Source organism: Klebsiella sp. KP20-425-1 (assembly GCF_025813515.1).
GTDB classification, from domain to species: Bacteria; Pseudomonadota; Gammaproteobacteria; order Enterobacterales; family Enterobacteriaceae; genus Klebsiella; species Klebsiella pneumoniae.
Genome location: NZ_CP109614.1, coordinates 1,599,282 through 1,618,848, shown reverse-complemented (window position 1 = coordinate 1,618,848; position 19,567 = coordinate 1,599,282). Strand labels below are relative to the sequence as shown.

The following is a 19,567-nucleotide window of genomic DNA, read 5'->3' as shown; positions in this document are numbered from 1 at the left end:
CATGGGCAGCTACCTGATCCGCCGTTTGCTGTTAGTCATCCCCACCCTGTGGGCCATCATCACCATTAACTTTTTTATTGTCCAGATCGCGCCTGGCGGCCCGGTCGATCAGGCCATCGCCGCCATCGAGTTTAATCAGCGCGGCGGGATGCCGGGGGCTGGCGACGGCGGCATGGGCGCCAGCCATGCCCGCACCGGCGCAGGCAATATCAGCGAGGGTCACTATCGCGGCGGGCGCGGCCTCGACCCGGAAGTCATCGCCGAGATCACCCACCGCTACGGCTTCGATAAACCGCTGCACGAACGCTATCTGAAGATGCTGGGCGATTATCTGCGCTTTGATTTCGGCGACAGCCTGTTTCGCAGCGCCTCCGTGCTGCAGCTGATTAAAGACAGCCTGCCGGTCTCGGTGAGCCTCGGGCTGTGGAGCACGCTGATTATCTATCTGGTCTCCATTCCGCTGGGCATCCGCAAAGCGGTCAGCAACGGCAGCCGCTTTGATATCTGGAGCAGTACGCTGATTATCATTGGCTATGCGATCCCTGCCTTTCTGTTCGCCATCCTGCTGATCGTGATTTTTGCCGGCGGCAGCTATTTCGACCTCTTCCCGCTGCGCGGTCTGGTCTCGCCAAATTTCGACACCCTCCCCTGGTATCAAAAGATCCTCGACTACCTGTGGCACATCACCCTGCCGGTGCTGGCGACGGTAATTGGCGGCTTTGCCGCGCTGACTATGCTGACCAAAAACAGCTTCCTCGACGAGATCCGCAAACAGTATGTGGTCACCGCCCGCGCCAAAGGCGTTGGTGAGAAACAGATCCTCTGGGGACACGTGTTCCGTAACGCCATGCTGCTGGTGATTGCCGGCTTCCCGGCCACCTTTATCAGTATGTTCTTTACCGGCTCGTTGCTGATCGAAGTGATGTTCTCGCTAAACGGCCTGGGTCTGCTGGGCTATGAAGCGACGGTCTCCCGCGACTATCCGGTGATGTTCGGCACGCTCTATATTTTCACTCTGATTGGCCTGCTGCTGAATATCGTCAGCGATATCAGCTATACGCTGGTCGACCCGCGCATTGATTTTGAGGGCCGCTAATGTCTTTCTTCAGTCCCGTTAATCAGGCCCGCTGGGCGCGCTTTCGCCACAACCGTCGCGGCTACTGGTCGCTGTGGCTGTTTTTAATTCTCTTCCTATGCAGCCTGGGCGCCGAGCTGCTGGCCAACGACCGCCCGCTGCTGGTGCAGTACCGGGGCCAGCTGTACGTCCCGGTGTTAAAAAACTACACTGAGCAAACCTTCGGCGGCGCGTTCGCCACCGCCGCCGACTATCAGGATCCCTGGCTGCAGCACCAGCTGGCGACTCACGGCTGGGCGCTATGGCCGCCAGTGCGCTTCGGCGCGACGACAATTAATTTTGCCAGCACGGTTCCCTTTCCATCGCCGCCCTCGGCCAGCAACTGGCTCGGCACCGACGCCAACGGCGGCGATGTGCTGGCGCGGATCCTCTATGGGACACGCATCTCGGTGCTCTTCGGTCTGCTGCTGACGCTGTTCTCCAGCGTGCTGGGGGTGCTGGCCGGGGCGATACAGGGTTACTACGGCGGTAAAATCGACCTGTGGGGACAGCGCTTTATCGAAGTCTGGTCCGGCATGCCAACGCTGTTCCTGATCATCCTGCTCTCCAGCGTCGTGCAGCCGGGCTTCTGGTGGCTGCTGGCAATCACCGTTCTCTTTGGCTGGATGACGCTGGTGGGCGTGGTGCGCGCGGAATTTCTCCGCACCCGCAACTACGACTATGTTCGGGCGGCGCAGGCGTTAGGGGTTAGCGACCGGCAGATCATCCTGCGGCATATGTTGCCCAACGCGATGGTGGCGACCCTCACCTTCCTGCCCTTTATCCTGTGCAGCTCCATTACCACCCTGACGTCGCTGGATTTTCTCGGCTTCGGCCTGCCGCTCGGCTCGCCCTCCCTCGGCGAGCTGCTGCTGCAGGGCAAAAACAACCTGCAGGCGCCCTGGCTGGGCATTGCCGCGTTTCTCTCCGTCGCCGTGCTGCTGACGCTACTGATTTTTATTGGTGAAGCGGTTCGCGACGCCTTTGATCCCAGTAAGGCGGTGTAATATGACCCACCCGCTGTTAGCTATCGACAATCTCTCTATTGCCTTTCGCCAGCAGGGTGAGACGCAGACCGTGGTGCACAATCTGTCGCTCGAGGTGGCGGTCGGCGAAACGCTGGCCCTGGTGGGCGAATCCGGCTCCGGTAAGAGCATCTCCGCCCTGTCGGTGCTGCGGCTGCTCCCTACCCCGCCGGCCAGCTACCCCAGCGGTGACATCCGTTTTCATGGCCAGTCGCTGCTGCATGCGGATGAGGCGACCCTGCGCGGCGTGCGCGGCAACCGGATCGCGATGATCTTTCAGGAGCCGATGGTATCGCTCAATCCCCTGCACACCCTGGAAAAACAGCTCTACGAGGTGCTGTCGTTACACCGGGGAATGCGCAAACAGGCGGCGCGCGGGGAGATCCTCGACTGCCTGGAGCGCGTCGGGATCCGTCAGGCGCCGCGGCGGCTGGCGGACTATCCGCATCAGCTCTCCGGCGGTGAGCGCCAGCGGGTGATGATCGCCATGGCGCTGCTGACGCGCCCGGAGTTGCTGATCGCCGACGAGCCGACTACCGCCCTGGACGTATCGGTGCAGGCGCAAATTCTGCAACTGCTGCGCGAGCTGAAGCAGGAGCTGAACATGGGGCTGCTGTTTATCACTCATAACCTGAGCATCGTCCGCCAGCTGGCTGACCGGGTGGCGGTAATGCAGAACGGCCGCTGCGTGGAACACAATGACTGTCGGGCGCTGTTCAGCGCGCCAGGGCATCCCTACACCCAACGCCTGCTGGATAGCGAGCCGGACGGGGAGCCTGTGCCGCTGGCCGCCGATGCCCCGGTGCTGCTGCAGGCGGACGATTTAAAGGTGGCGTTTCCCGTTCGCAAAGGGATCCTGCGTCGGGTGGTCGATCATCATCGGGTGGTCAACAGCCTTAGCTTTCAGCTGCGCGCCGGCGAGACGCTGGGCCTGGTGGGGGAATCGGGTTCCGGTAAAAGTACCACCGGCCTGGCCCTGCTGCGCCTGATCCCGTCCGGGGGCAAGATAACCTTCGCCGGCCAGCCGATTCAGGGCCGTAACCGCCGACAGCTGCTACCGCTGCGCCGACAGATGCAGGTGGTTTTTCAGGATCCGAACTCGTCGCTCAATCCGCGCCTCACGGCGCAGCAGATCATTGAGGAAGGCTTGCGCGTCCACCAGCCGACGCTGACGGCGGCCGAACGCGAACAGGCGGTGATCCTTGCCATGCAAGAGGTCGGCCTCGACCCGGCCAGCCGCCAGCGCTATCCGGCGGCGTTCTCCGGTGGCCAGCGACAGCGTATCGCCATCGCCAGAGCGTTGATCGTCAAACCGCAGCTGATCGTCCTCGATGAACCGACCTCATCGCTGGACAAAACCGTTCAGGCGCAGATCCTGAACCTGCTGAAAGCCTTACAGCGAAAGCATCAGCTGGCCTATATTTTTATCAGCCATGATTTAGGCGTGGTGCGGGCGCTGTGTCACCAGGTGATGGTGCTGCGTCAGGGAGAGGTGGTCGAACAGGGCGAGTGCAAGTCCGTCTTCAGCGCACCCCGGCATGAGTATACCCGCCAGCTGCTGGCGCTAAGCTGACGGTCAGAAAGGGTTATTGCCGGAGAAGGGCTCGGCGATGGCCACGCCAAAGTTTTTCAGACGACAGGTGGCGGCAAACTCATCCTGCAGGTTAACGAACAGGCAGGGTTCACCTTCGCACTCCAGCACGGAACAGTCGACTTCGATGTCGCTTAACGCCTGGCTGAGCTTATGCATCACCGGCCAGGCTTTCTCACCGTCCGGGCTCAGCAATTTCAGGGCAACGAGACTGTTCTCGTTCTGCGCGCCGTTTTGCGGAATCGGTTCAACTCTGGAACCCGCAAAACCGGCCAGCCAGCGATAGCTCTGCGGCAGACGGTGTACGATAGAGAGTTGTTGTGTATTCACTTAGTTTCCCCGGAAGCAAAAGGCTTCACAATAAATTTACATCAATATTAACACACTGTTGACAAATAGTCCTGCCTTGAGGCAGAAAACGTTTACAGCGGCGGCGGACCAGGGTTAAGCGCTTATAATCCAGCGCTTTATTTTTTATACCCGGCGAGCCGATTGGCGCTATATGTACCCGTTTCTGTGATCCAAAACAACTTTTTTATCGCAACAATGCGACTTTTTACACTAATTGATTTTACATAAAGGAAACAAATCGCAGAACCCTGAAGCCCATTGCGGTTGACATGCATCAAGAAAGGGGCGATTTCGCCCCTGAAAATGTGACCTAGCGTGCGATTTTTCGCCGCCGGGATGCGTAAAGCGAGAAGAAAATAGAGCAGGTTGCGCAGAAGGCAATAGAGATCAGCATCGGCCAGGCGGTGGTAAACGTCGCCATCGACAGCAGCGCGCCGATAATCGCCCCGATACCGAAACGGAAAGTCCCCGCCAGCGACGAAGCAGTGCCCGCCATATGCGGAAACTCATCGAGGATCACCGCCATGGCGTTAGACGACACCATGGATACGCAGCCGACAAAGGCCGCTACGCCGATCACTAGTGACCAGAAGCCGACATCCAGCAGCGCGCAGACCACCATCCACACCGCCATGGCAAACTGGATCCACAGCCCGGCGCGGAACATACGCAACGCCCCTACCCGCCGCACAAACCGGCTGTTGAACATGGTCATCAGAAACAGAAAAACGATGTTCAGCGCAAAATAGTAGCCAAAGTGCTGAGGCGCGACGTGGTTTATATTGATGTAGACAAAGGGACCGGCGCTAAGGAAAGAGAACATGCCCGCGAAGCTAAAGCCGCTCGCCAGCATATAGCTCAGTACCCGCTTGTGGCGGAACAGCGTGGCAAAGTTACCCAGCGTGGTGCGCAGATGGAACGGCTGACGCCTTTCAGCCGGCAGCGTTTCGCGGACAAACAGGCCGATCATCAGCGAGGCCAGCAGGGCCACCAGGGCGAGGATCCAAAAGATGGCATGCCAGCTGAACCAGACCAACACCGCCCCGCCGACCATCGGCGCCACCAGCGGCGCAATGGTCGTGACCAGCATGACAAACGACATCATGCGCGAAAACTCATCTTTCGGATAGATGTCGCGCATCAGGGCGTTAATCACCACGCTGGCCGCCGCGGCTGCCAGACCGTGGAAGAAACGCATGACAATCAGCATATCGACGGTTTGCGACAGGGCGCAGGCTACCGCCGCCGCCGCGAAGACCAGCGTCCCGCCGAGGATCACCGGCTTGCGGCCAAGGCTGTCCGCCATCGGGCCGTACAGCAGCTGACCCAGCGCAAAGCCGAGGATATAGGTGCTGAGCGTCATCTGCGCGCTGCCGTCCGGGACGTTATACTGGGCGGCGATCACCGGCAGGGCCGGAAGATACATATCAATAGACAGCGGCATCAGCATGGCCAGCAGGCCAAGGATAAACACAATCCCCAGTGAAGAATTCTGCTTCAGCGTCACGTTTTACTCCGTGGCTGCGGGGCGCCCACGCTGGCGATTTCCGCTTCCGTCAGCGGACGATATTCACCCGGCGCCAGCGATTCATCCAGCAGGATGTCGCCGATGCGTTCCCGATGCAGGCCAACCACGTGGTTGCCCACGGCGGCGAACATGCGTTTCACCTGATGGTAGCGGCCTTCGCTGATGGTGAGGCGCACTTCGGTCGGAGTGATAACTTCCAGCAACGCCGGTTTGGTGAGATCTTTTTCGTTATGCAGCTGGACGCCTTTGGCGAACAGCTCAGCGGTCCCTTCCGCCAGCGGGCTTTCCAGCGCCACCAGATAGGTTTTTTCACAGTGGTGGCGCGGCGAGGTAATGCGATGCGACCACTGGCCGTCATCGGTCATCAGCACCAGCCCGGTGGTGTCGATATCCAGCCGTCCGGCGGCGTGCAGCTTATGCGCCACCGGCTCGTCGAGGAAATAAAGGATAGTCGGATGATCGGGATCGTCGGTGGAACAGACGTACCCTTGCGGCTTGTTGAGCATAAAGTAACGCGGGCCATTCTGCTGGGTCAGCGTATTTCCGTCATACTCCACCTCGTGCTCCGGCTGGAGCTTAAAAGAGGCATCTTTCACAATGTCGCCGTCCACGGTAACGCGGCTGCCGCGAATTTCACGCCCGGCAATAGCCCGGCTGACGCCGAGCTGCTGAGCGATAAACTTATCAAGTCGCATGAGATTTTTTTAGCCTGTCATAGTGCTGGAGCGGGCAAATCGCCCGAAAAAGAAGAATTTCACCGGCTAGTATAACGGGCTCTTAACACCACTCAAGGGAAAAGATTCATGGCATACTATTCGCCAGTTAATTAGCCCCGTGAATTCATGACTTTTACATTACGTCCTTACCAACAAGAAGCCGTCGATGCCACCCTCGCCTGGTTCCGTCGCCATACCGAGCCGGCGGCGATTGTCCTGCCCACCGGCGCGGGCAAAAGTCTGGTGATCGCCGAGCTTGCCAGGCTGGCGCGCGGCCGCGTGCTGGTGCTGGCCCATGTCAAAGAGCTGGTGGCGCAGAACCATGCCAAATACTGCGCCCTTGGCCTCGAGGCGGATATCTTCGCCGCCGGTCTGCAGCGAAAAGAGAGCCACGGCAAAGTGGTGTTCGGCAGCGTGCAGTCGGTGGCGCGCAATCTCGACCAGTTTCGCAGCGAATTTTCACTACTCATCGTCGATGAATGCCACCGCATCAGCGATGATGACGACAGCCAGTATCAGCAGATCATCGGTCACCTGCGGCAGGTCAATCCGCAGATCCGGCTGCTCGGCCTGACGGCCACGCCGTTCCGCCTTGGCAAGGGCTGGATCTATCAGTTCCATTATCATGGGATGGTGCGCGGCGATGAAAAGGCCCTGTTCCGCGACTGCATCTATGAGCTACCGCTGCGCTATATGATTAAACACGGCTATCTGACGCCGCCGGAGCGCCTCGATATGCCGGTGGTGCAGTACGATTTCAGTCGCCTGCAGGCGCAAAGCAACGGCCTGTTCAGCGAAGCCGATCTTAACCATGAGCTGAAAAAACAACAGCGTATCACGCCGCATATTGTCAGCCAGATCGTGGAGTTCGCCGAAAACCGCAAAGGGGTGATGATCTTTGCCGCCACCGTGGAACACGCCCGGGAAGTGACCGGCCTGCTGCCGGTAGGCCAGGCGGCGCTGATCACCGGCGAAACGCCTGGGCCGGAGCGGGATCGCATCATCGAGGCCTTTAAAGCGCAGGCGTATCGCTATCTGGTGAACGTCGCGGTGCTGACCACCGGCTTCGACGCCCCGCACGTCGACCTGATCGCCATCCTCCGCCCCACCGAGTCGGTGAGTCTTTACCAACAGATCGTTGGCCGCGGTCTGCGCCTGGCGCCGGGGAAAACCGACTGTCTGATCCTCGACTACGCCGGCAATCCGCATGACCTGTATGCCCCGGAAGTGGGGACGCCGAAGGGCAAAAGCGACAACGTGCCGGTGCAGGTCTTCTGCCCGGCCTGCGGCTTCGCCAATACCTTCTGGGGCAAAACCACCGCCGACGGCACCTTGATTGAACACTTTGGCCGCCGCTGCCAGGGGTGGTTCGAAGATGACGACGGCCACCGCGAACAGTGCGACTTCCGCTTTCGCTTTAAAAACTGCCCGCAGTGTAATGCGGAAAACGACATCGCCGCCCGCCGTTGCCGGGAGTGCGACACTATACTGGTTGACCCGGACGATATGCTGAAGGCGGCGCTGAAACTGAAGGACGCGCTGGTGCTGCGCTGCAGCGGCATGGCCCTGCAGCACGGCGGCGACGAGAAGGGCCCGTGGCTGAAAATCACCTACTACGATGAAGACGGGGCGGATGTCAGTGAGCGCTTCCGTCTGCAGACCCCCGCCCAGCGCACCGCCTTCGAACAACTGTTTATTCGCCCGCATACCCGCACCCCCGGGGTGCCGCTGCGCTGGATAACGCCGGCGGATATCGTGACCCAGCAGGCGCTGCTGCGCCATCCGGACTTTGTCGTCGCCCGCATGAAGGGGCAGTACTGGCAGGTGCGGGAAAAAGTGTTCGATTATCAGGGGCGTTTTCGTCGCGCCAACGAGCTGCGTTAATTACCGGAAAGCTGAGGTTTTGATTGCCCGGGTGTCGTTTGGCGGCTATAATGCCGCCCGCTTTTGCATTCGCAAAGCAGATAATCCGCCTGTTGCTGGGTCGCCTGTAGCAGGCTTTATATATAGAGAGACATCAATGTTTACTATCAACGCAGAAGTACGTAAAGAGCAGGGTAAGGGTGCGAGCCGCCGCCTGCGCGCAGCTAACAAGTTCCCGGCAATCATCTACGGTGGCGCAGCTGCTCCGGTTGCTATCGAACTGGACCACGACAAAGTATGGAACATGCAGGACAAAGCTGAGTTTTACAGCGAAGTTCTGACCGTCGTTGTTGATGGCAAAGAAGAAAAAGTCAAAGTTCAGGCTGTTCAGCGCCACGCGTTCAAGCCGAAACTGACTCACATCGACTTCGTTCGCGCGTAATCGCCGATAGCAAGTTGTATGGCAAGCGCCCCGGGGTCTCAGGCTCCGGGGCGTTTTGTTATCTGCGCAGCCAAAGCTCCGGCGCCTCGTGCACGATGTCGCTAAGCATCCGATGCTTATTCATTCCGGGCAGCCAGAGCATCACCATGGTGACGTTCAGCCCCTGACTGCCGACCTCCGTCGCGATTTCACTGACTCCCTGCCACTCGCCTGGCCGCAAATGGTCCGGTAAAAACCCCCAGCCCCTCCCCTGCTCCAGCGCATGGCGCAACAGGGTAATTTCATTCATATACAGCGTATGGCCGGAAATCTGCAGCCGGCGGGCGATTTGATCGTCACTGCGCCGGTGCATCACTAACTGCGGCGTCAACGAAAGATTCAATAACGTCAGCGGCCGCGGAGCGTCGTGGAACAGGCTGTCCGCCGCGTAGAAACGCAGATCCACGGTGCCGAGCGCCCGCCACTCCATTTCGCTCCCCAGCGTGCGGTTGTTAGCCTGACAAATCGCCATCTCCGCCACGCCATCGCTCAGCGCCTGCTCGGCTTCGCGACGCGAGGCGCTCCAGCAGCTCAGGCGGATCTGCCGTCGGGCCAGGTTATCGGCCAGCGCACAGAGAAATTCACGCGGCACGAAGGGATCGTACACCAGACGCAGCGCCTGCCCGGCGGTTTGCGGCAGCGTTTGCGCAAAAGACTCGAAAGCCTGCGCCTGACGCAACAGCAGATGCGCCTGGCGAAACAGCTGCTCGCCCTCGGCAGTTAGCGTCAGGCTACGTCCTTCACGGCTGAACAGCCGGTAGCCCAGCGCATCTTCCAGATAGTCCAGCAGATCGCGCAGCGTGGTCCGGTCTTTAGCTAAACGAATGGCCGCCTGCGACAGGCTGCCGGTCTCAGCAATCGTCGCGAAGGCTTCAATCTGTGCGAATGAGTACTGTAGGGTTTTCATCCTTTTTCTCCCTTAAGGGGGAAAATCCCCCATGTGCTGATTTTAGCCGGCGCGCGCCGATTTATATACTGCGCAGCGAATCTATGGCAAACGAGGAAATGACAATGATAAGAAAATCACTGGCCCTGGCGTTAATATTGGCGGCGCTGCCGGCGGCGGCAATGGCGCAACACTGCGGCAGCCTGACGCTGGATGTCTGCCCCACCCCTTACGATCAAACGCTACCCGCGGCCAAAGACATGCTCAGCTGGGATCAGACTTCACGCGTGATTGGCTTTCGCAATGACTATCGCAACTATGCCGGCGATGTCTTCCGCCACGGCGCCTCGACGCCGCTGGAGCGCGCTGAAAAACAACTGACCGATGCCCGCTATACGCTCAACGGCCACACCTGGAATTTGCAGGATTACCTGAAGCGCGAGAACGTCAGCGGTATGCTGGTGCTGAAAGATGGTAAAGTCGCCTGGAAATATCTCGCCGAAGGTAATACCGACACCACCCTGTGGACCTCGCGCTCGGTGGGCAAATCGGTGGTCTCGACGCTGGTCGGTATCGCCATTCAACAGGATAAAATCCACTCCCTTGATGACTTGATTACCGTTTATGAACCCGAACTGAAAGGCACCGCCTGGGACGGCGTAACGCTGAAGCAGTTGATTCAACACACCAGCGGGGTGGAATGGAATGAAGACTACACCGACCCGCAGTCGCATTTCGCCCGCCTGACCCAGTGTGAAGCGCAGCCCGGCGCCTATGCCTGCGTGCGTAAGATCGTCACCGGCCTGGCGCGTCAACACCCGGCGGGCGAGCAGTGGTCCTACTCTTCCGGCGGCGCCTGGCTGCTTGGGGATATCCTGGAGCGCGCCACCGGCATGTCGCTGGCCGCCTGGCTTGAACAGGCTCTATGGCAGCCGGCCGGGATGGCCCACGACGGCGTGTGGCATGCTTATCAGCAAGGGAAGCACGACGTCGGCGCCCACGGCTTTAACGCCACCCTTGAAGACTGGGGCCGCTTTGGTGAATTCGTCGCCCGTGACGGTCGGTTAAGCAATGGCAAACAGCTGGTGCCGACTGGCTGGTTCGATCAAGCCGCCAGCTGGACCAAGGCGCTAAACTCGGTCTCGGCAGCGCATCCGGAGGGTATTTACGGCTATCAGTGGTGGAATAACGCGATTCCGGCGAATGCGCAAAACGTCCAGCCGACGCCGCAGGAAGGGCTTAAAGGGTCGCTGTGGGCGCTGGGGATCTACGGCCAGGTGATCATGGTGAACCGCGCGGAACACCTGGTGATCGTCCAGTGGTCGACCTGGCCGCAGGCGGAACCTTCCTTCAACGCTCAGCCATTGGAAGCGGCGCTGATGTACAGCGCCATTGCCCGCGAGCTGCGTTAACTCCCCGCTCCTTGCCGCTCAGCCGGCGAGGAGCGTGTCGGCATTCAGCGCCAGGTGTTGCAGCAGGATAATGGTTTTAGCATCCATGATCTCGCCATCGCGAATGGCCTGCAGCGCCCGCGTCAGCGGCCACTCCAGTACTTCAATGTCCTCACCTTCCGCCGCCAGTCCGCCGCCGTCGCCCCGACGGTCATCGGCCTGATATTCGGCGATAAAAAAGTAGAGTTTTTCGGTGACGGAGCCGGGGCTCATAAAGACGGTGAAGACGGGTTCGACACGGGTCACGCGAAAGCCGGTCTCCTCTTCCGCTTCGGCAACGATCCGCGCCTCCGGCGAGGCGTTATCCAACAGCCCGGCGGCCGCCTCAATGAGATATCCGTCGTGGCCATGAGTAAATACCGGAAAACGGAACTGACGGGTCAGGACCACCGTCCGCTTTTCCCGGTTGTAGAGTAAAATGACTGCGCCGTTGCCCCGGTCATAAGCCTCGCGGCTCTGCTCCTGCCAGCGACCGTCCCGACGCAGCAGTTCGAAGGTATATTTTTTCAACGTGTACCAGTTATCCGAGAGCAGCGTCTCGCGAACGTGGCGGACGTGCGGTGCATGTGTTTGCATGTTATTTCCCCTTTGAGGTGACAGCAGGCACCATAACATGCATAATCGTGCACAAACAAGATCATTCGATGAAGGAAAACCGATGCTCGCCAGTCAGAGAAAACAGCAGATCCTCCAGATCCTCACCGAGGAAAAACAGGTGATGTCCGGGGAGCTAAGCCAGCGGTTTAACGTCTCCGAGGACTCCATTCGCCGCGATCTGCGCGAGCTGGCGGCGGAGGGAAAACTGCAGCGTGTCCATGGCGGGGCATTGCCGGTATCCGCCGCCATTGCGCCAATTGAAACGCGCAAAAGCGTGCAGATCGCCTCCAAGCAGGCGGTCGCCCGCGCCGCCGCAGCCCTGATCCAGCCGGGACAGGTGGTGATTGTCGATGGCGGCACCACCACCGCGGCGATGATCGGCTTTTTACCCGCCGACCTCAGCTGCACGGTGGTCACCCACAGCCCGGGCATCGCCGTGGCGCTGGTGGACCACCCGCGAATCGAGGTGATCCTGCTCGGCGGCAGAGTATTTAAACATTCGGTTGTCGCCGTCGGCGCCGAGACGCTGGCGGGAATGGCGCGGATCAACGCCGATCTGTTCTTTATGGGGGTGACCGGCGTCCACCCGCGGGCGGGTTTCACCACCGGTGATTACGAAGAGGCAGGCATCAAGCGCGCGCTGACGGCCAGGGCGGCAGAAACCGTGGTAATGGCCTCCCGGGAAAAGCTCAACGCCGCGTCGGCCTTTGCCATCGGCGAGCTGAGCCTCGCCAGTACGCTGATTGTCGATGGAGAACCCGACGCCGCGCTACGCCAACAGTTGGTGCAGAGCGGCGTGGAGATCGTCCCCGTTCAGCGGTAGCGCCGCCGGGGCGCAGGGCTTAATTGCCGCCTGACGTCCGGCGCTGCAGCTGGTCGCGCAGGTTCGGCGGGGTACCCTTAATGGTCAGGGTATCAGTGGCGGGATCCCAGAATACGCGTTCGCCCAGCAGCATGGCGTCGAAGTTAATGGTCAATCCGCCGCCGCTGCCGGCAAACTTGGTCAGCTGACGTAAGGTGCTGCGATCCGCCGGGAAGCTCTCTTCCAGTTCATAGCCCTGCTCAGCGGTGAATTCCTGGAAGCTCTTTTCGCTGACGCCGGCGAGCTCTTTGGACAGCGACTCCAGCTCAATCTCTTCCCCAGCCTGCAGCTGTTCGTTGCAGTAGGCGTAGACCTGCTGGCGCACGTTCTGTCGCTCGGATTTATCAAGCTGGGCATCGGCGGCGAAGTCATCCACCGCCTGCAGCAGGCCGCGGTTCTGCGCTTTGGCGTTAAGCCCTTCGCTGGCGCCGAGGAAATCCATAAAGAAATCGGCCACTTTGCGCCCTACCCGCCCTTTCAGGAAGGTCAGATAGCGGGTCGACTCCGGGTTGGTTTCCCACTCGGTGAGATCGATGCGCGCGACGATATCGGCATGGTTAATATCCAGATAATGGGTCGAGCGGATATCCAGCTCTTCGTTGACGCGCATACTGCTCAGGTTATTGAGTACCGCCACCAGCAGATACTCGACCGCAAGGTAACGATACTGGCAGAAGAGGACAATGCCTCCTTCGGCGAACGGGTATTTCGCCAGCTCATCGCGCAGGCGACCGGTCGCCGCGCGGCTAAACGCCAGAAACTCTTCTTCCCCCTGACGCTGCAGGCGCAGCGCCTGGGCCAGTTCGCTCTCTTCATTGAACAAGCCATAGGCTTTGCTTTTGGCGCTATAGACCCGGTGCAGTTCAGCCATCATCTCGACGACCGTCGCGTTCGGCTCCAGCAGTGACTCGCGCAGCACCAGCTCCAGATTTTGTTCATCACGTTTGATTAACTGATGCAGGGCAATCTGGTCGATATCCAGACTCATGTTAAACTCTCCTTTTAGACCGGGCGGTATTCAACCACCGCCGGGTGGCCGACGCAACTGGCGCCACACATTTCGACGTCGTTACCGTCGATTGATGCGCTTTTGCGCCGCGGCGAAAAAATGCGGAAAAAAAGCTGCTGCTACGGTAATATGTTGCCCTTTCACGAACAAACAGATTTTGAGTTTATGCCGCAAATTTCCCGCTATAGCGATCAACAGGTCGAACAGTTGCTCAGCGAGCTGACGAACGTCCTGGAATCACACAAAGCCCCGGTGGACCTTTCACTGATGGTGTTAGGCAATATGGTGACCAACCTGATCAACAGTAGCGTCGCGCCGGCGCAGCGTCAGGCCATCGCCCGTTCTTTCGCGCAGGCTTTGCAATCTTCGATTAACGACGATCCAGCGCATTAAGGATAACAGCAACAGTATATGGTGACTCTACGTCAGCCCTACCGAGAAAAAGTCTCCCAGATGGTTAGCTGGGGGCACTGGTTCGCCCTGTTCAACATGTTGTTGGCCATGGTGCTCGGCAGCCGCTACCTTTTTGTCGCCGACTGGCCGACGACGCTTGCCGGACGACTGTTTTCGTACGTCAGTCTCGTCGGGCATTTCAGCTTTCTGGTGTTTACCAGCTATGTGCTGATCCTCTTTCCGTTGACCTTTATCGTGGTCTCGCAGCGCCTGATGCGCTTCCTGTCGGTGATCCTTGCCACCGCCGGGATGACGCTGCTGCTGATAGACAGCGAGGTTTTTACCCGCTTCCATCTGCACTTAAACCCGGTCGTCTGGGAGCTGGTCATCAACCCTGACCAGAATGAGATGGCGCGCGACTGGCAGCTGATGTTTATCAGCGTCCCGGTCATCTTCTTGATTGAAATGCTCTTCGCCACCTGGAGCTGGCAAAAGCTGCGCAGCCTGACGCGCCGCCGCCACTACGCCCGCCCGGTCGCCTGGTTCTTCTTTTTGTCGTTCGTCAGCAGCCACCTGGTCTATATCTGGGCGGACGCCAATTTCTATCGCCCGATCACTATGCAGCGGGCGAATCTGCCGCTCTCCTATCCGATGACCGCCCGTCGTTTCCTTGAGAAACATGGCCTGCTCGACGCCCAGGATTATCAGCGTCGTCTGGTGGAGCAAGGGGCGCCGGAGGCGGTATCGGTCCAGTATCCGCTTAGCAACCTGCGCTACCGTGACCTCGGCGCGGGCTACAACGTGCTGCTGATCACCGTCGACAACCTGAACTACTCGCGGTTTGAAAAGACCATGCCGGCGCTGGCGGCATTTGCCAAAGAAAACGTTAACTTTACCCAGCATATGAGCTCGGGCAATACCGCCGACAGCGGCCTGTTTGGCTTGTTCTACGGTATTTCGCCTGGCTATATGGACGGTGTCCTCTCGGCGCGTATTCCCGCCGCGCTGATTACTGCCCTCAACCAGCAAGGCTACCAGCTGGGCCTCTTCTCCTCCGATGGGTTTAGCAGCCCGCTGTATCGCCAGGCGCTGCTCTCCGATTTCTCGCTGCCGAGCGCGAAGACCCAGAGCGACGAGCAGACGGCCAATCAGTGGATCGGCTGGCTGGACCGTTACGCGCAGGATGAGAATCGCTGGTTCTCGTGGATCTCGCTCAATGGCACCACTCTCGACGACACGCAGCAGCAGGGCTTTGTCCGCCGCTACAGCAAGGCGGCAGGCGACGTTGATGCCCAGATCGATCGGGTGCTGACTGCGCTGCGCGAAGCCGGCAAACTCGATAATACGGTGGTAATTATTACCGGCGGCCACGGCAAGCCGCTGAATGCGAAACACGACGCGTTCGACTGGTCGCGCGAGCAGCTGCAGGTGCCGCTGGTTATTCACTGGCCGGGCACGCCGGCGCAGGAGATTGCCACCCTGACCGATAACAAAGATGTGATGACTACGCTGATGCAGCGCCTGCTTCACGTTTCGACGCCGGCCAATGAGTACTCGCAGGGAGAAGATCTGTTCAGCGCCGCGCGGCGTCGTAACTGGGTCACCGCGGCCAACGGCGATACGCTGGCCATCACCACCCCGACCATCACCGTGGTCCTCAACCATAACGGCACCTATACCACCTGGAGCCGCGACGGCGAGAAAATTAAAGATCAGAAACCGCAGCTCAGCCTGTTGCTGCAGGTCCTGACTGACGAAAAACGCTTTATCGCTAACTGATTGATTAATTATGAATCAATCGCGCGTGACCCGCTTGCATTCGCCTGGGGAACGGGTAATATTGTTCCCCACGCGTCGGCACGTAGCGCAGCCTGGTAGCGCACCGTCATGGGGTGTCGGGGGTCGGAGGTTCAAATCCTCTCGTGCCGACCAAAAACTCCACAGAAACCAGCCTTTTAAGGCTGGTTTTTTTATGCCTGTTTCCCCTGTTGCCGCCCGCTCGCTTAATTTGTGCCCTTTCTTCAATGTATCGTGAAGATGTACGACTATCCTGATGGTAAATTACGTCGTAGCATCTATTATTCGACCGTATGACTCATAAGCAGGAGCGGATAACATGAGAGTTAATGGACTTACCAAAGGATTTTTCATCCTTATCGTCTTCATTGTAACCTTGGCCTTTTTTGATGTTCTCTCACCCTATTATTCCGCCATCCTTTGGGCTGCGATCCTCGCGGTGATTTTTAATCCGGTCAAAAACAAGATCCGTACCCGCCTCGGCGAGCGCAATGGCCTCGCGGCGCTGATGACCATCGTCATTATCTGTCTTATCGTTTTTACGCCGCTGGCTATCATTCTCTCCTCGCTGGCCTACGAGCTCAACCTGGTGTACAGCAAACTGCAGCATAACGACACCCAGTTTCCGACGGTGGTCGCCAGCCTGTTCGCCCATCTTCCCGGCTGGGCCAGAAGCTTCCTCGCCGATCATAACCTTGATAGCGCGCAGCAGATCCAGCAGCAGCTCTCTGATGCCGCTCTGAAAGGCGGTCAGTATCTGGCTGGCAGCGCGTTTCTGATTGGCAAAGGGACTTTTGGCTTCACCGTCAGCTTCGGCATCATGCTGTATCTGCTGTTTTTCCTGCTGAAGGATGGACCTTATCTGGTGCTGTTGATCCTCGAGTCTCTACCGTTATCAAGCTATGTGAAGCAGCATTTGTTCGCTAAATTCGCCGCTGTGGCCCGCGCCACGGTAAAAGGTACCGTCGCCGTGGCGCTGGCGCAGGGGGCGCTGGGTGGCTTTGCCTTCTGGATCGCCGGTCTGGACGGCAGCATTCTCTGGGGAGCGCTGATGGCGTTTCTGTCGCTTATCCCGGCGGTGGGCTCGGCCATTATCTGGGTGCCAGCGGCCATCTACCTCTTCGCCACCGGCCAACTGTGGCAGGGCGCCTTTATCGTCGGCTTCTTTGTGATTGTGATTGGCCTGGTGGATAACATTCTGCGTCCACTGCTGGTGGGCAAGGATACCAGGATGCCGGACTATCTGATCCTTATCGCCACTCTGGGCGGCATGGAGATCTACGGTATCAACGGCTTCGTGATCGGGCCGCTGATCGCCGCCCTGTTTATCGCCTGCTGGAACCTGCTGTCGGGACGAGAACATGCCGGCAATACCGATGAAATCGATGAAGAGTTTATTGAGGAAGCGAAAAATAGCCGTAATGAATAGCTTTCCCGGCAGGGGGCTGGCGGCCCGCCAGCGCCTCTCTTGCGCTCTGCGCGGCCGATGTCTTACCAGTAGATAACACTATTCATTTTGCAAAAATTGGTAAATAAATCTTAACATTCAGCTGAGTGATGATAGGCTATCTCTGTCAGGAACGAAAATAAAGGATGATCAACCGTGAAAAAAATCACTACGCTAGCCGTTTCTCTGCTGACCGCCGCCTGCATGTCCGCTGGCGCATTGGCCGCAGACCAGCCGCTGGAAAAAGTCGCGCCGTTCCCGAAAGCGGAAAAAGGCATGAAGCGTCAGGTTATTCAGCTGCCGCAGCAGCAGGATGAGTCGGCGCTCAAGGTTGAGCTGATGATCGGCCAGACGCTGGAAGTCGACTGCAACCATCATCGTCTCGGCGGGGAACTGGAAAGTAAAACCCTGGAAGGCTGGGGCTATGATTACTATGTCTTTGAGAAGCTGAGCGGCCCGGTATCCACTATGATGGCCTGCCCGGACGGCAAAAAAGAGAAGAAATTTGTCACTGCCGGCCTCGGGGATGACGCCATGCTGCGCTACAACAGCAAACTGCCGATCGTGGTATACACGCCGAGCAATGTCGATGTGAAATATCGCATCTGGCGCGCCGACGAGACTATCGGCAACGCCGTCGTCCGCTAAGGCGAACAGCGCAAACGGCAATAAAAAACGGCAGCCCGCAGGCTGCCGTTTTTGTCAGAGCGTTTATCAGAGCGCGATATCCGCCATCGGCTTGCCGCCGCTCAGCGGCTTCAGCTCCGCCTGCGGTACCTCATCCACCGCCCCAGCTGGCTGATATTTCAGCTCCAGCACTTCACTGGTCCACGCCAGCGCTTTCTCGATCTCCGCCGGATTGCCGTCAAGACGAATACCGTAGGTTGGGATGATCGCCTTCAGCTTGGCCTGCCATTCCGGCGAATTGACTTTATCTTTAAACACTTTTTCCATTAGCTGCAGCATGATAGGCGCCGCGGTGGAGGCCCCTGGCGACGCGCCGAGAAGCGCCGCGACGGTGCCTTCATCATCGCTGACCACTTCGGTGCCCAGGCGCAGTACCCCGCCCTTCTTCGCGTCGCGCTTAATGATCTGCACGCGCTGACCGGCCTGCCACAACCGCCAGTCCTCTTTCCGCGCTTCCGGATAATATTCGCACAGCGCGGCCAGACGATCTTTATCTTTCTGCATCACCTGGCTAATCAGATATTTTACCAGATCGAAGTTGTCCAGGCCGACGTTGAGCATTGGCAAAATATTTGAGGTATTCGTCGAGGCCAGCAGATCCCACAGCGAACCGTTCTTCAGGAAACGGGTCGAGAAGGTGGCGAATGGTCCGAACAGCACCACGCGTTTACCGTCGATAATACGGGTATCGATGTGCGGCACCGACATCGGCGGCGCGCCCACTTCGGCCTGACCGTAGACCTTCGCCAGATGGTGGTTCACCACCTCCGGATTTTCGCAGACCAGGAACTGGCCGCCGACCGGGAAGCCCGCATACTCTTTGGCCTGCGGAATGCCGGTCTCCTGCAGCAGGGTCAGCGCTGCGCCGCCGGCGCCGATAAAGATAAATTTAGCTTTAATGACCCGCTTCTGACGACGATTGTCGGCATCCGCCAGGGTGACCGTCCAGCTCTTGTCGGCGTTGCGCTTGAAGCGACGCACCACGGTGCCCAGCTGTAGGGAGAAATTATCATGCTTTTGCAGACCGGCGATCAGCTGGCGGGTAATTTCACCATAGTTGACGTCGGTTCCCACTTCTGAGCGAGTGGCGGCGACCTTTTGCAGCGGGTCGCGGCCTTCCATCACCAGCGGCGCCCAGGCTTTGATCTGCTGATGGTCTTCAGAATAGCGAATACCGCGGAACAGTTCACTTTGCTGCAGCGCCGCGTAGCGCGCACGCAGGAAGTTGACGTTATCTTCGCCCCACACAAAGCTCATGTGCGGCACGCTGTTAATGAAAGATTTTGGTTTGTTCAGGACGCCGCGCGTCACCTGATGCGCCCAGAACTGACGCGAGATATGGAAGGCTTCGTTGATGTCGACCGCTTTGTCGATATTGATGCCGTTGGCGGTCTGCGGCGTGTAGTTCAGCTCCATCAGCGCCGCGTGGCCGGTACCCGCATTATTCCACCCGTTTGAGCTCTCTTCCGCCACGCTGGACATCTGCTCAACCATGGTAATAGACCAGTCTGGCTCAAGCTCCTGCAGCCAGGTTCCCAGTGTGGCGCTCATAATGCCGCCGCCAATCAACAATACATCCGTCTCTTGCTCATGGCGGGTGTTGGTCCGAGTGCTGTTGGGACCAACCGCCTGTGAGCGTGGTACGGCCATCTTTTTATTCATCGGATTTGAGCCTTACTTTACTCGCTGTTTTTATTTAGCGCAGGTGATACGATTCTCACCCCTCACGTTACCACCGAAGCTCAAAAATTTAAATATTGTTTAAATTT

The 19,567-nt window shown here is 58.7% G+C and carries 18 protein-coding genes and 1 tRNA gene; 12 read left to right on the top strand and 7 right to left on the bottom strand.

Going from position 1 to position 19,567, the window contains the following annotated elements:
• Position 1: 1 nt before the first annotated feature.
• From OHJ17_RS07945 to yejF, 3 genes are read left to right on the top strand one after another with little or no spacing between them, the layout of a single operon-like run.
• Positions 2–1,096: a microcin C ABC transporter permease YejB gene (locus OHJ17_RS07945; RefSeq protein WP_004200501.1), complete on the top strand. Its 1,095-nt coding sequence runs from the start codon at positions 2–4 to the stop codon at positions 1,094–1,096.
• Positions 1,096–2,121: a microcin C ABC transporter permease gene (locus OHJ17_RS07940; RefSeq protein WP_004149131.1), complete on the top strand. Its 1,026-nt coding sequence runs from the start codon at positions 1,096–1,098 to the stop codon at positions 2,119–2,121. The genes OHJ17_RS07945 and OHJ17_RS07940 overlap by 1 nt, the downstream gene beginning before the upstream one ends.
• Before the next feature lies 1 nt (position 2,122).
• Positions 2,123–3,712, top strand: coding sequence for a microcin C ABC transporter ATP-binding protein YejF (gene yejF, locus OHJ17_RS07935; protein ID WP_032433341.1), 1,590 nt, complete (start codon positions 2,123–2,125; stop codon positions 3,710–3,712).
• Between the two features lie 3 nt (positions 3,713–3,715).
• Here yejF and OHJ17_RS07930 read toward each other — a convergent pair whose 3' ends face one another.
• The 3 genes from OHJ17_RS07930 to rsuA all read right to left on the bottom strand — a co-directional run bounded on the left by OHJ17_RS07930 (position 3,716) and on the right by rsuA (position 6,304).
• Positions 3,716–4,060, bottom strand: coding sequence for a YejG family protein (locus OHJ17_RS07930; RefSeq protein ID WP_002912974.1), 345 nt, complete (start codon positions 4,058–4,060; stop codon positions 3,716–3,718).
• A gap of 331 nt (positions 4,061–4,391) precedes the next feature.
• A complete protein-coding gene (locus tag OHJ17_RS07925) occupies positions 4,392–5,588 on the bottom strand; it encodes a Bcr/CflA family multidrug efflux MFS transporter (RefSeq protein ID WP_009486448.1) in 1,197 nt (398 codons plus the stop codon).
• Positions 5,585–6,304 (bottom strand): 16S rRNA pseudouridine(516) synthase RsuA, encoded by a 720-nt coding sequence (gene rsuA / locus OHJ17_RS07920; protein ID WP_002912977.1) that lies wholly within the window; start codon positions 6,302–6,304, stop codon positions 5,585–5,587. The genes OHJ17_RS07925 and rsuA overlap by 4 nt, the downstream gene beginning before the upstream one ends.
• Positions 6,305–6,451: 147 nt before the next feature.
• Between rsuA and OHJ17_RS07915 the strand changes: the two genes are divergently transcribed.
• Positions 6,452–8,209 carry a DEAD/DEAH box helicase gene (locus OHJ17_RS07915; protein WP_004144263.1) on the top strand — a complete coding sequence of 586 codons (1,758 nt, stop codon included), beginning with the start codon at positions 6,452–6,454 and terminating at the stop codon, positions 8,207–8,209.
• A gap of 136 nt (positions 8,210–8,345) precedes the next feature.
• Positions 8,346–8,630, top strand: a complete 285-nt coding sequence (rplY, locus tag OHJ17_RS07910; protein ID WP_004189006.1) for a 50S ribosomal protein L25 — start codon at positions 8,346–8,348, stop codon at positions 8,628–8,630.
• Positions 8,631–8,688: 58 nt separating this feature from the next.
• Here the strand turns inward: rplY and OHJ17_RS07905 are convergent, their stop codons facing one another.
• Complete coding sequence (locus tag OHJ17_RS07905; protein WP_004189004.1) at positions 8,689–9,576, bottom strand: LysR family transcriptional regulator; 888 nt, start codon at positions 9,574–9,576, stop codon at positions 8,689–8,691.
• Between the two features lie 104 nt (positions 9,577–9,680).
• Between OHJ17_RS07905 and OHJ17_RS07900 the strand changes: the two genes are divergently transcribed.
• Positions 9,681–10,967 (top strand): serine hydrolase domain-containing protein, encoded by a 1,287-nt coding sequence (locus OHJ17_RS07900; RefSeq protein WP_032433343.1) that lies wholly within the window; start codon positions 9,681–9,683, stop codon positions 10,965–10,967.
• Between the two features lie 18 nt (positions 10,968–10,985).
• On the opposite strand, the gene OHJ17_RS07895 is transcribed toward OHJ17_RS07900, so the two are convergent.
• Positions 10,986–11,582 carry an NUDIX domain-containing protein gene (locus OHJ17_RS07895; protein WP_004144265.1) on the bottom strand — a complete coding sequence of 199 codons (597 nt, stop codon included), beginning with the start codon at positions 11,580–11,582 and terminating at the stop codon, positions 10,986–10,988.
• A gap of 82 nt (positions 11,583–11,664) precedes the next feature.
• On the opposite strand from OHJ17_RS07895, the gene OHJ17_RS07890 reads away from it, so the two are divergent.
• Complete coding sequence (locus OHJ17_RS07890; RefSeq protein WP_002912986.1) at positions 11,665–12,426, top strand: DeoR/GlpR family DNA-binding transcription regulator; 762 nt, start codon at positions 11,665–11,667, stop codon at positions 12,424–12,426.
• Positions 12,427–12,445: 19 nt separating this feature from the next.
• On the opposite strand, the gene yejK is transcribed toward OHJ17_RS07890, so the two are convergent.
• Positions 12,446–13,453, bottom strand: a complete 1,008-nt coding sequence (gene yejK, locus OHJ17_RS07885) for a nucleoid-associated protein YejK (RefSeq protein ID WP_004144267.1) — start codon at positions 13,451–13,453, stop codon at positions 12,446–12,448.
• A 186-nt stretch (positions 13,454–13,639) separates the two neighbouring features.
• On the opposite strand from yejK, the gene OHJ17_RS07880 reads away from it, so the two are divergent.
• The 5 genes from OHJ17_RS07880 to eco all read left to right on the top strand — a co-directional run bounded on the left by OHJ17_RS07880 (position 13,640) and on the right by eco (position 17,759).
• Positions 13,640–13,867, top strand: a complete 228-nt coding sequence (locus OHJ17_RS07880) for a YejL family protein (RefSeq protein ID WP_004195346.1) — start codon at positions 13,640–13,642, stop codon at positions 13,865–13,867.
• An 18-nt stretch (positions 13,868–13,885) separates the two neighbouring features.
• The gene (yejM, locus tag OHJ17_RS07875) at positions 13,886–15,646 is read left to right on the top strand and encodes an LPS biosynthesis-modulating metalloenzyme YejM (RefSeq protein ID WP_002912990.1); all 1,761 of its coding nucleotides are present in this window, start codon (positions 13,886–13,888) and stop codon (positions 15,644–15,646) included.
• 76 nt (positions 15,647–15,722) lie between these two features.
• Positions 15,723–15,799, top strand: a tRNA-Pro gene (locus OHJ17_RS07870).
• Positions 15,800–15,983: 184 nt separating this feature from the next.
• Positions 15,984–17,093 carry an AI-2E family transporter gene (locus OHJ17_RS07865; RefSeq protein ID WP_002912992.1) on the top strand — a complete coding sequence of 370 codons (1,110 nt, stop codon included), beginning with the start codon at positions 15,984–15,986 and terminating at the stop codon, positions 17,091–17,093.
• A gap of 174 nt (positions 17,094–17,267) precedes the next feature.
• A complete protein-coding gene (gene eco / locus OHJ17_RS07860) occupies positions 17,268–17,759 on the top strand; it encodes a serine protease inhibitor ecotin (protein ID WP_004175048.1) in 492 nt (163 codons plus the stop codon).
• A 66-nt stretch (positions 17,760–17,825) separates the two neighbouring features.
• Here eco and mqo read toward each other — a convergent pair whose 3' ends face one another.
• Entirely contained in the window at positions 17,826–19,460 is a 1,635-nt protein-coding gene (mqo, locus tag OHJ17_RS07855; protein ID WP_009486440.1) for a malate dehydrogenase (quinone), read from the bottom strand.
• Between the last annotated feature and the right edge of the window lie 107 nt (positions 19,461–19,567).

Excerpts from the sequence above, each read along its gene's own strand:
- OHJ17_RS07945 (WP_004200501.1), top strand. The coding sequence starts at position 2 with ATGGGCAGCTACCTGATCCGCCGTTTGCTGTTAGTCATCCCCACCCTG.
- OHJ17_RS07940 (WP_004149131.1), top strand. The coding sequence starts at position 1,096 with ATGTCTTTCTTCAGTCCCGTTAATCAGGCCCGCTGGGCGCGCTTTCGC.
- yejF (WP_032433341.1), top strand. The coding sequence starts at position 2,123 with ATGACCCACCCGCTGTTAGCTATCGACAATCTCTCTATTGCCTTTCGC.
- rsuA (WP_002912977.1), bottom strand. The coding sequence starts at position 6,304 with ATGCGACTTGATAAGTTTATCGCTCAGCAGCTCGGCGTCAGCCGGGCT.
- OHJ17_RS07915 (WP_004144263.1), top strand. The coding sequence starts at position 6,452 with ATGACTTTTACATTACGTCCTTACCAACAAGAAGCCGTCGATGCCACC.
- rplY (WP_004189006.1), top strand. The coding sequence starts at position 8,346 with ATGTTTACTATCAACGCAGAAGTACGTAAAGAGCAGGGTAAGGGTGCG.
- OHJ17_RS07905 (WP_004189004.1), bottom strand. The coding sequence starts at position 9,576 with ATGAAAACCCTACAGTACTCATTCGCACAGATTGAAGCCTTCGCGACG.
- OHJ17_RS07900 (WP_032433343.1), top strand. The coding sequence starts at position 9,681 with ATGATAAGAAAATCACTGGCCCTGGCGTTAATATTGGCGGCGCTGCCG.
- OHJ17_RS07895 (WP_004144265.1), bottom strand. The coding sequence starts at position 11,582 with ATGCAAACACATGCACCGCACGTCCGCCACGTTCGCGAGACGCTGCTC.
- OHJ17_RS07890 (WP_002912986.1), top strand. The coding sequence starts at position 11,665 with ATGCTCGCCAGTCAGAGAAAACAGCAGATCCTCCAGATCCTCACCGAG.
- yejK (WP_004144267.1), bottom strand. The coding sequence starts at position 13,453 with ATGAGTCTGGATATCGACCAGATTGCCCTGCATCAGTTAATCAAACGT.
- OHJ17_RS07880 (WP_004195346.1), top strand. The coding sequence starts at position 13,640 with ATGCCGCAAATTTCCCGCTATAGCGATCAACAGGTCGAACAGTTGCTC.
- yejM (WP_002912990.1), top strand. The coding sequence starts at position 13,886 with ATGGTGACTCTACGTCAGCCCTACCGAGAAAAAGTCTCCCAGATGGTT.
- OHJ17_RS07865 (WP_002912992.1), top strand. The coding sequence starts at position 15,984 with ATGAGAGTTAATGGACTTACCAAAGGATTTTTCATCCTTATCGTCTTC.
- mqo (WP_009486440.1), bottom strand. The coding sequence starts at position 19,460 with ATGAATAAAAAGATGGCCGTACCACGCTCACAGGCGGTTGGTCCCAAC.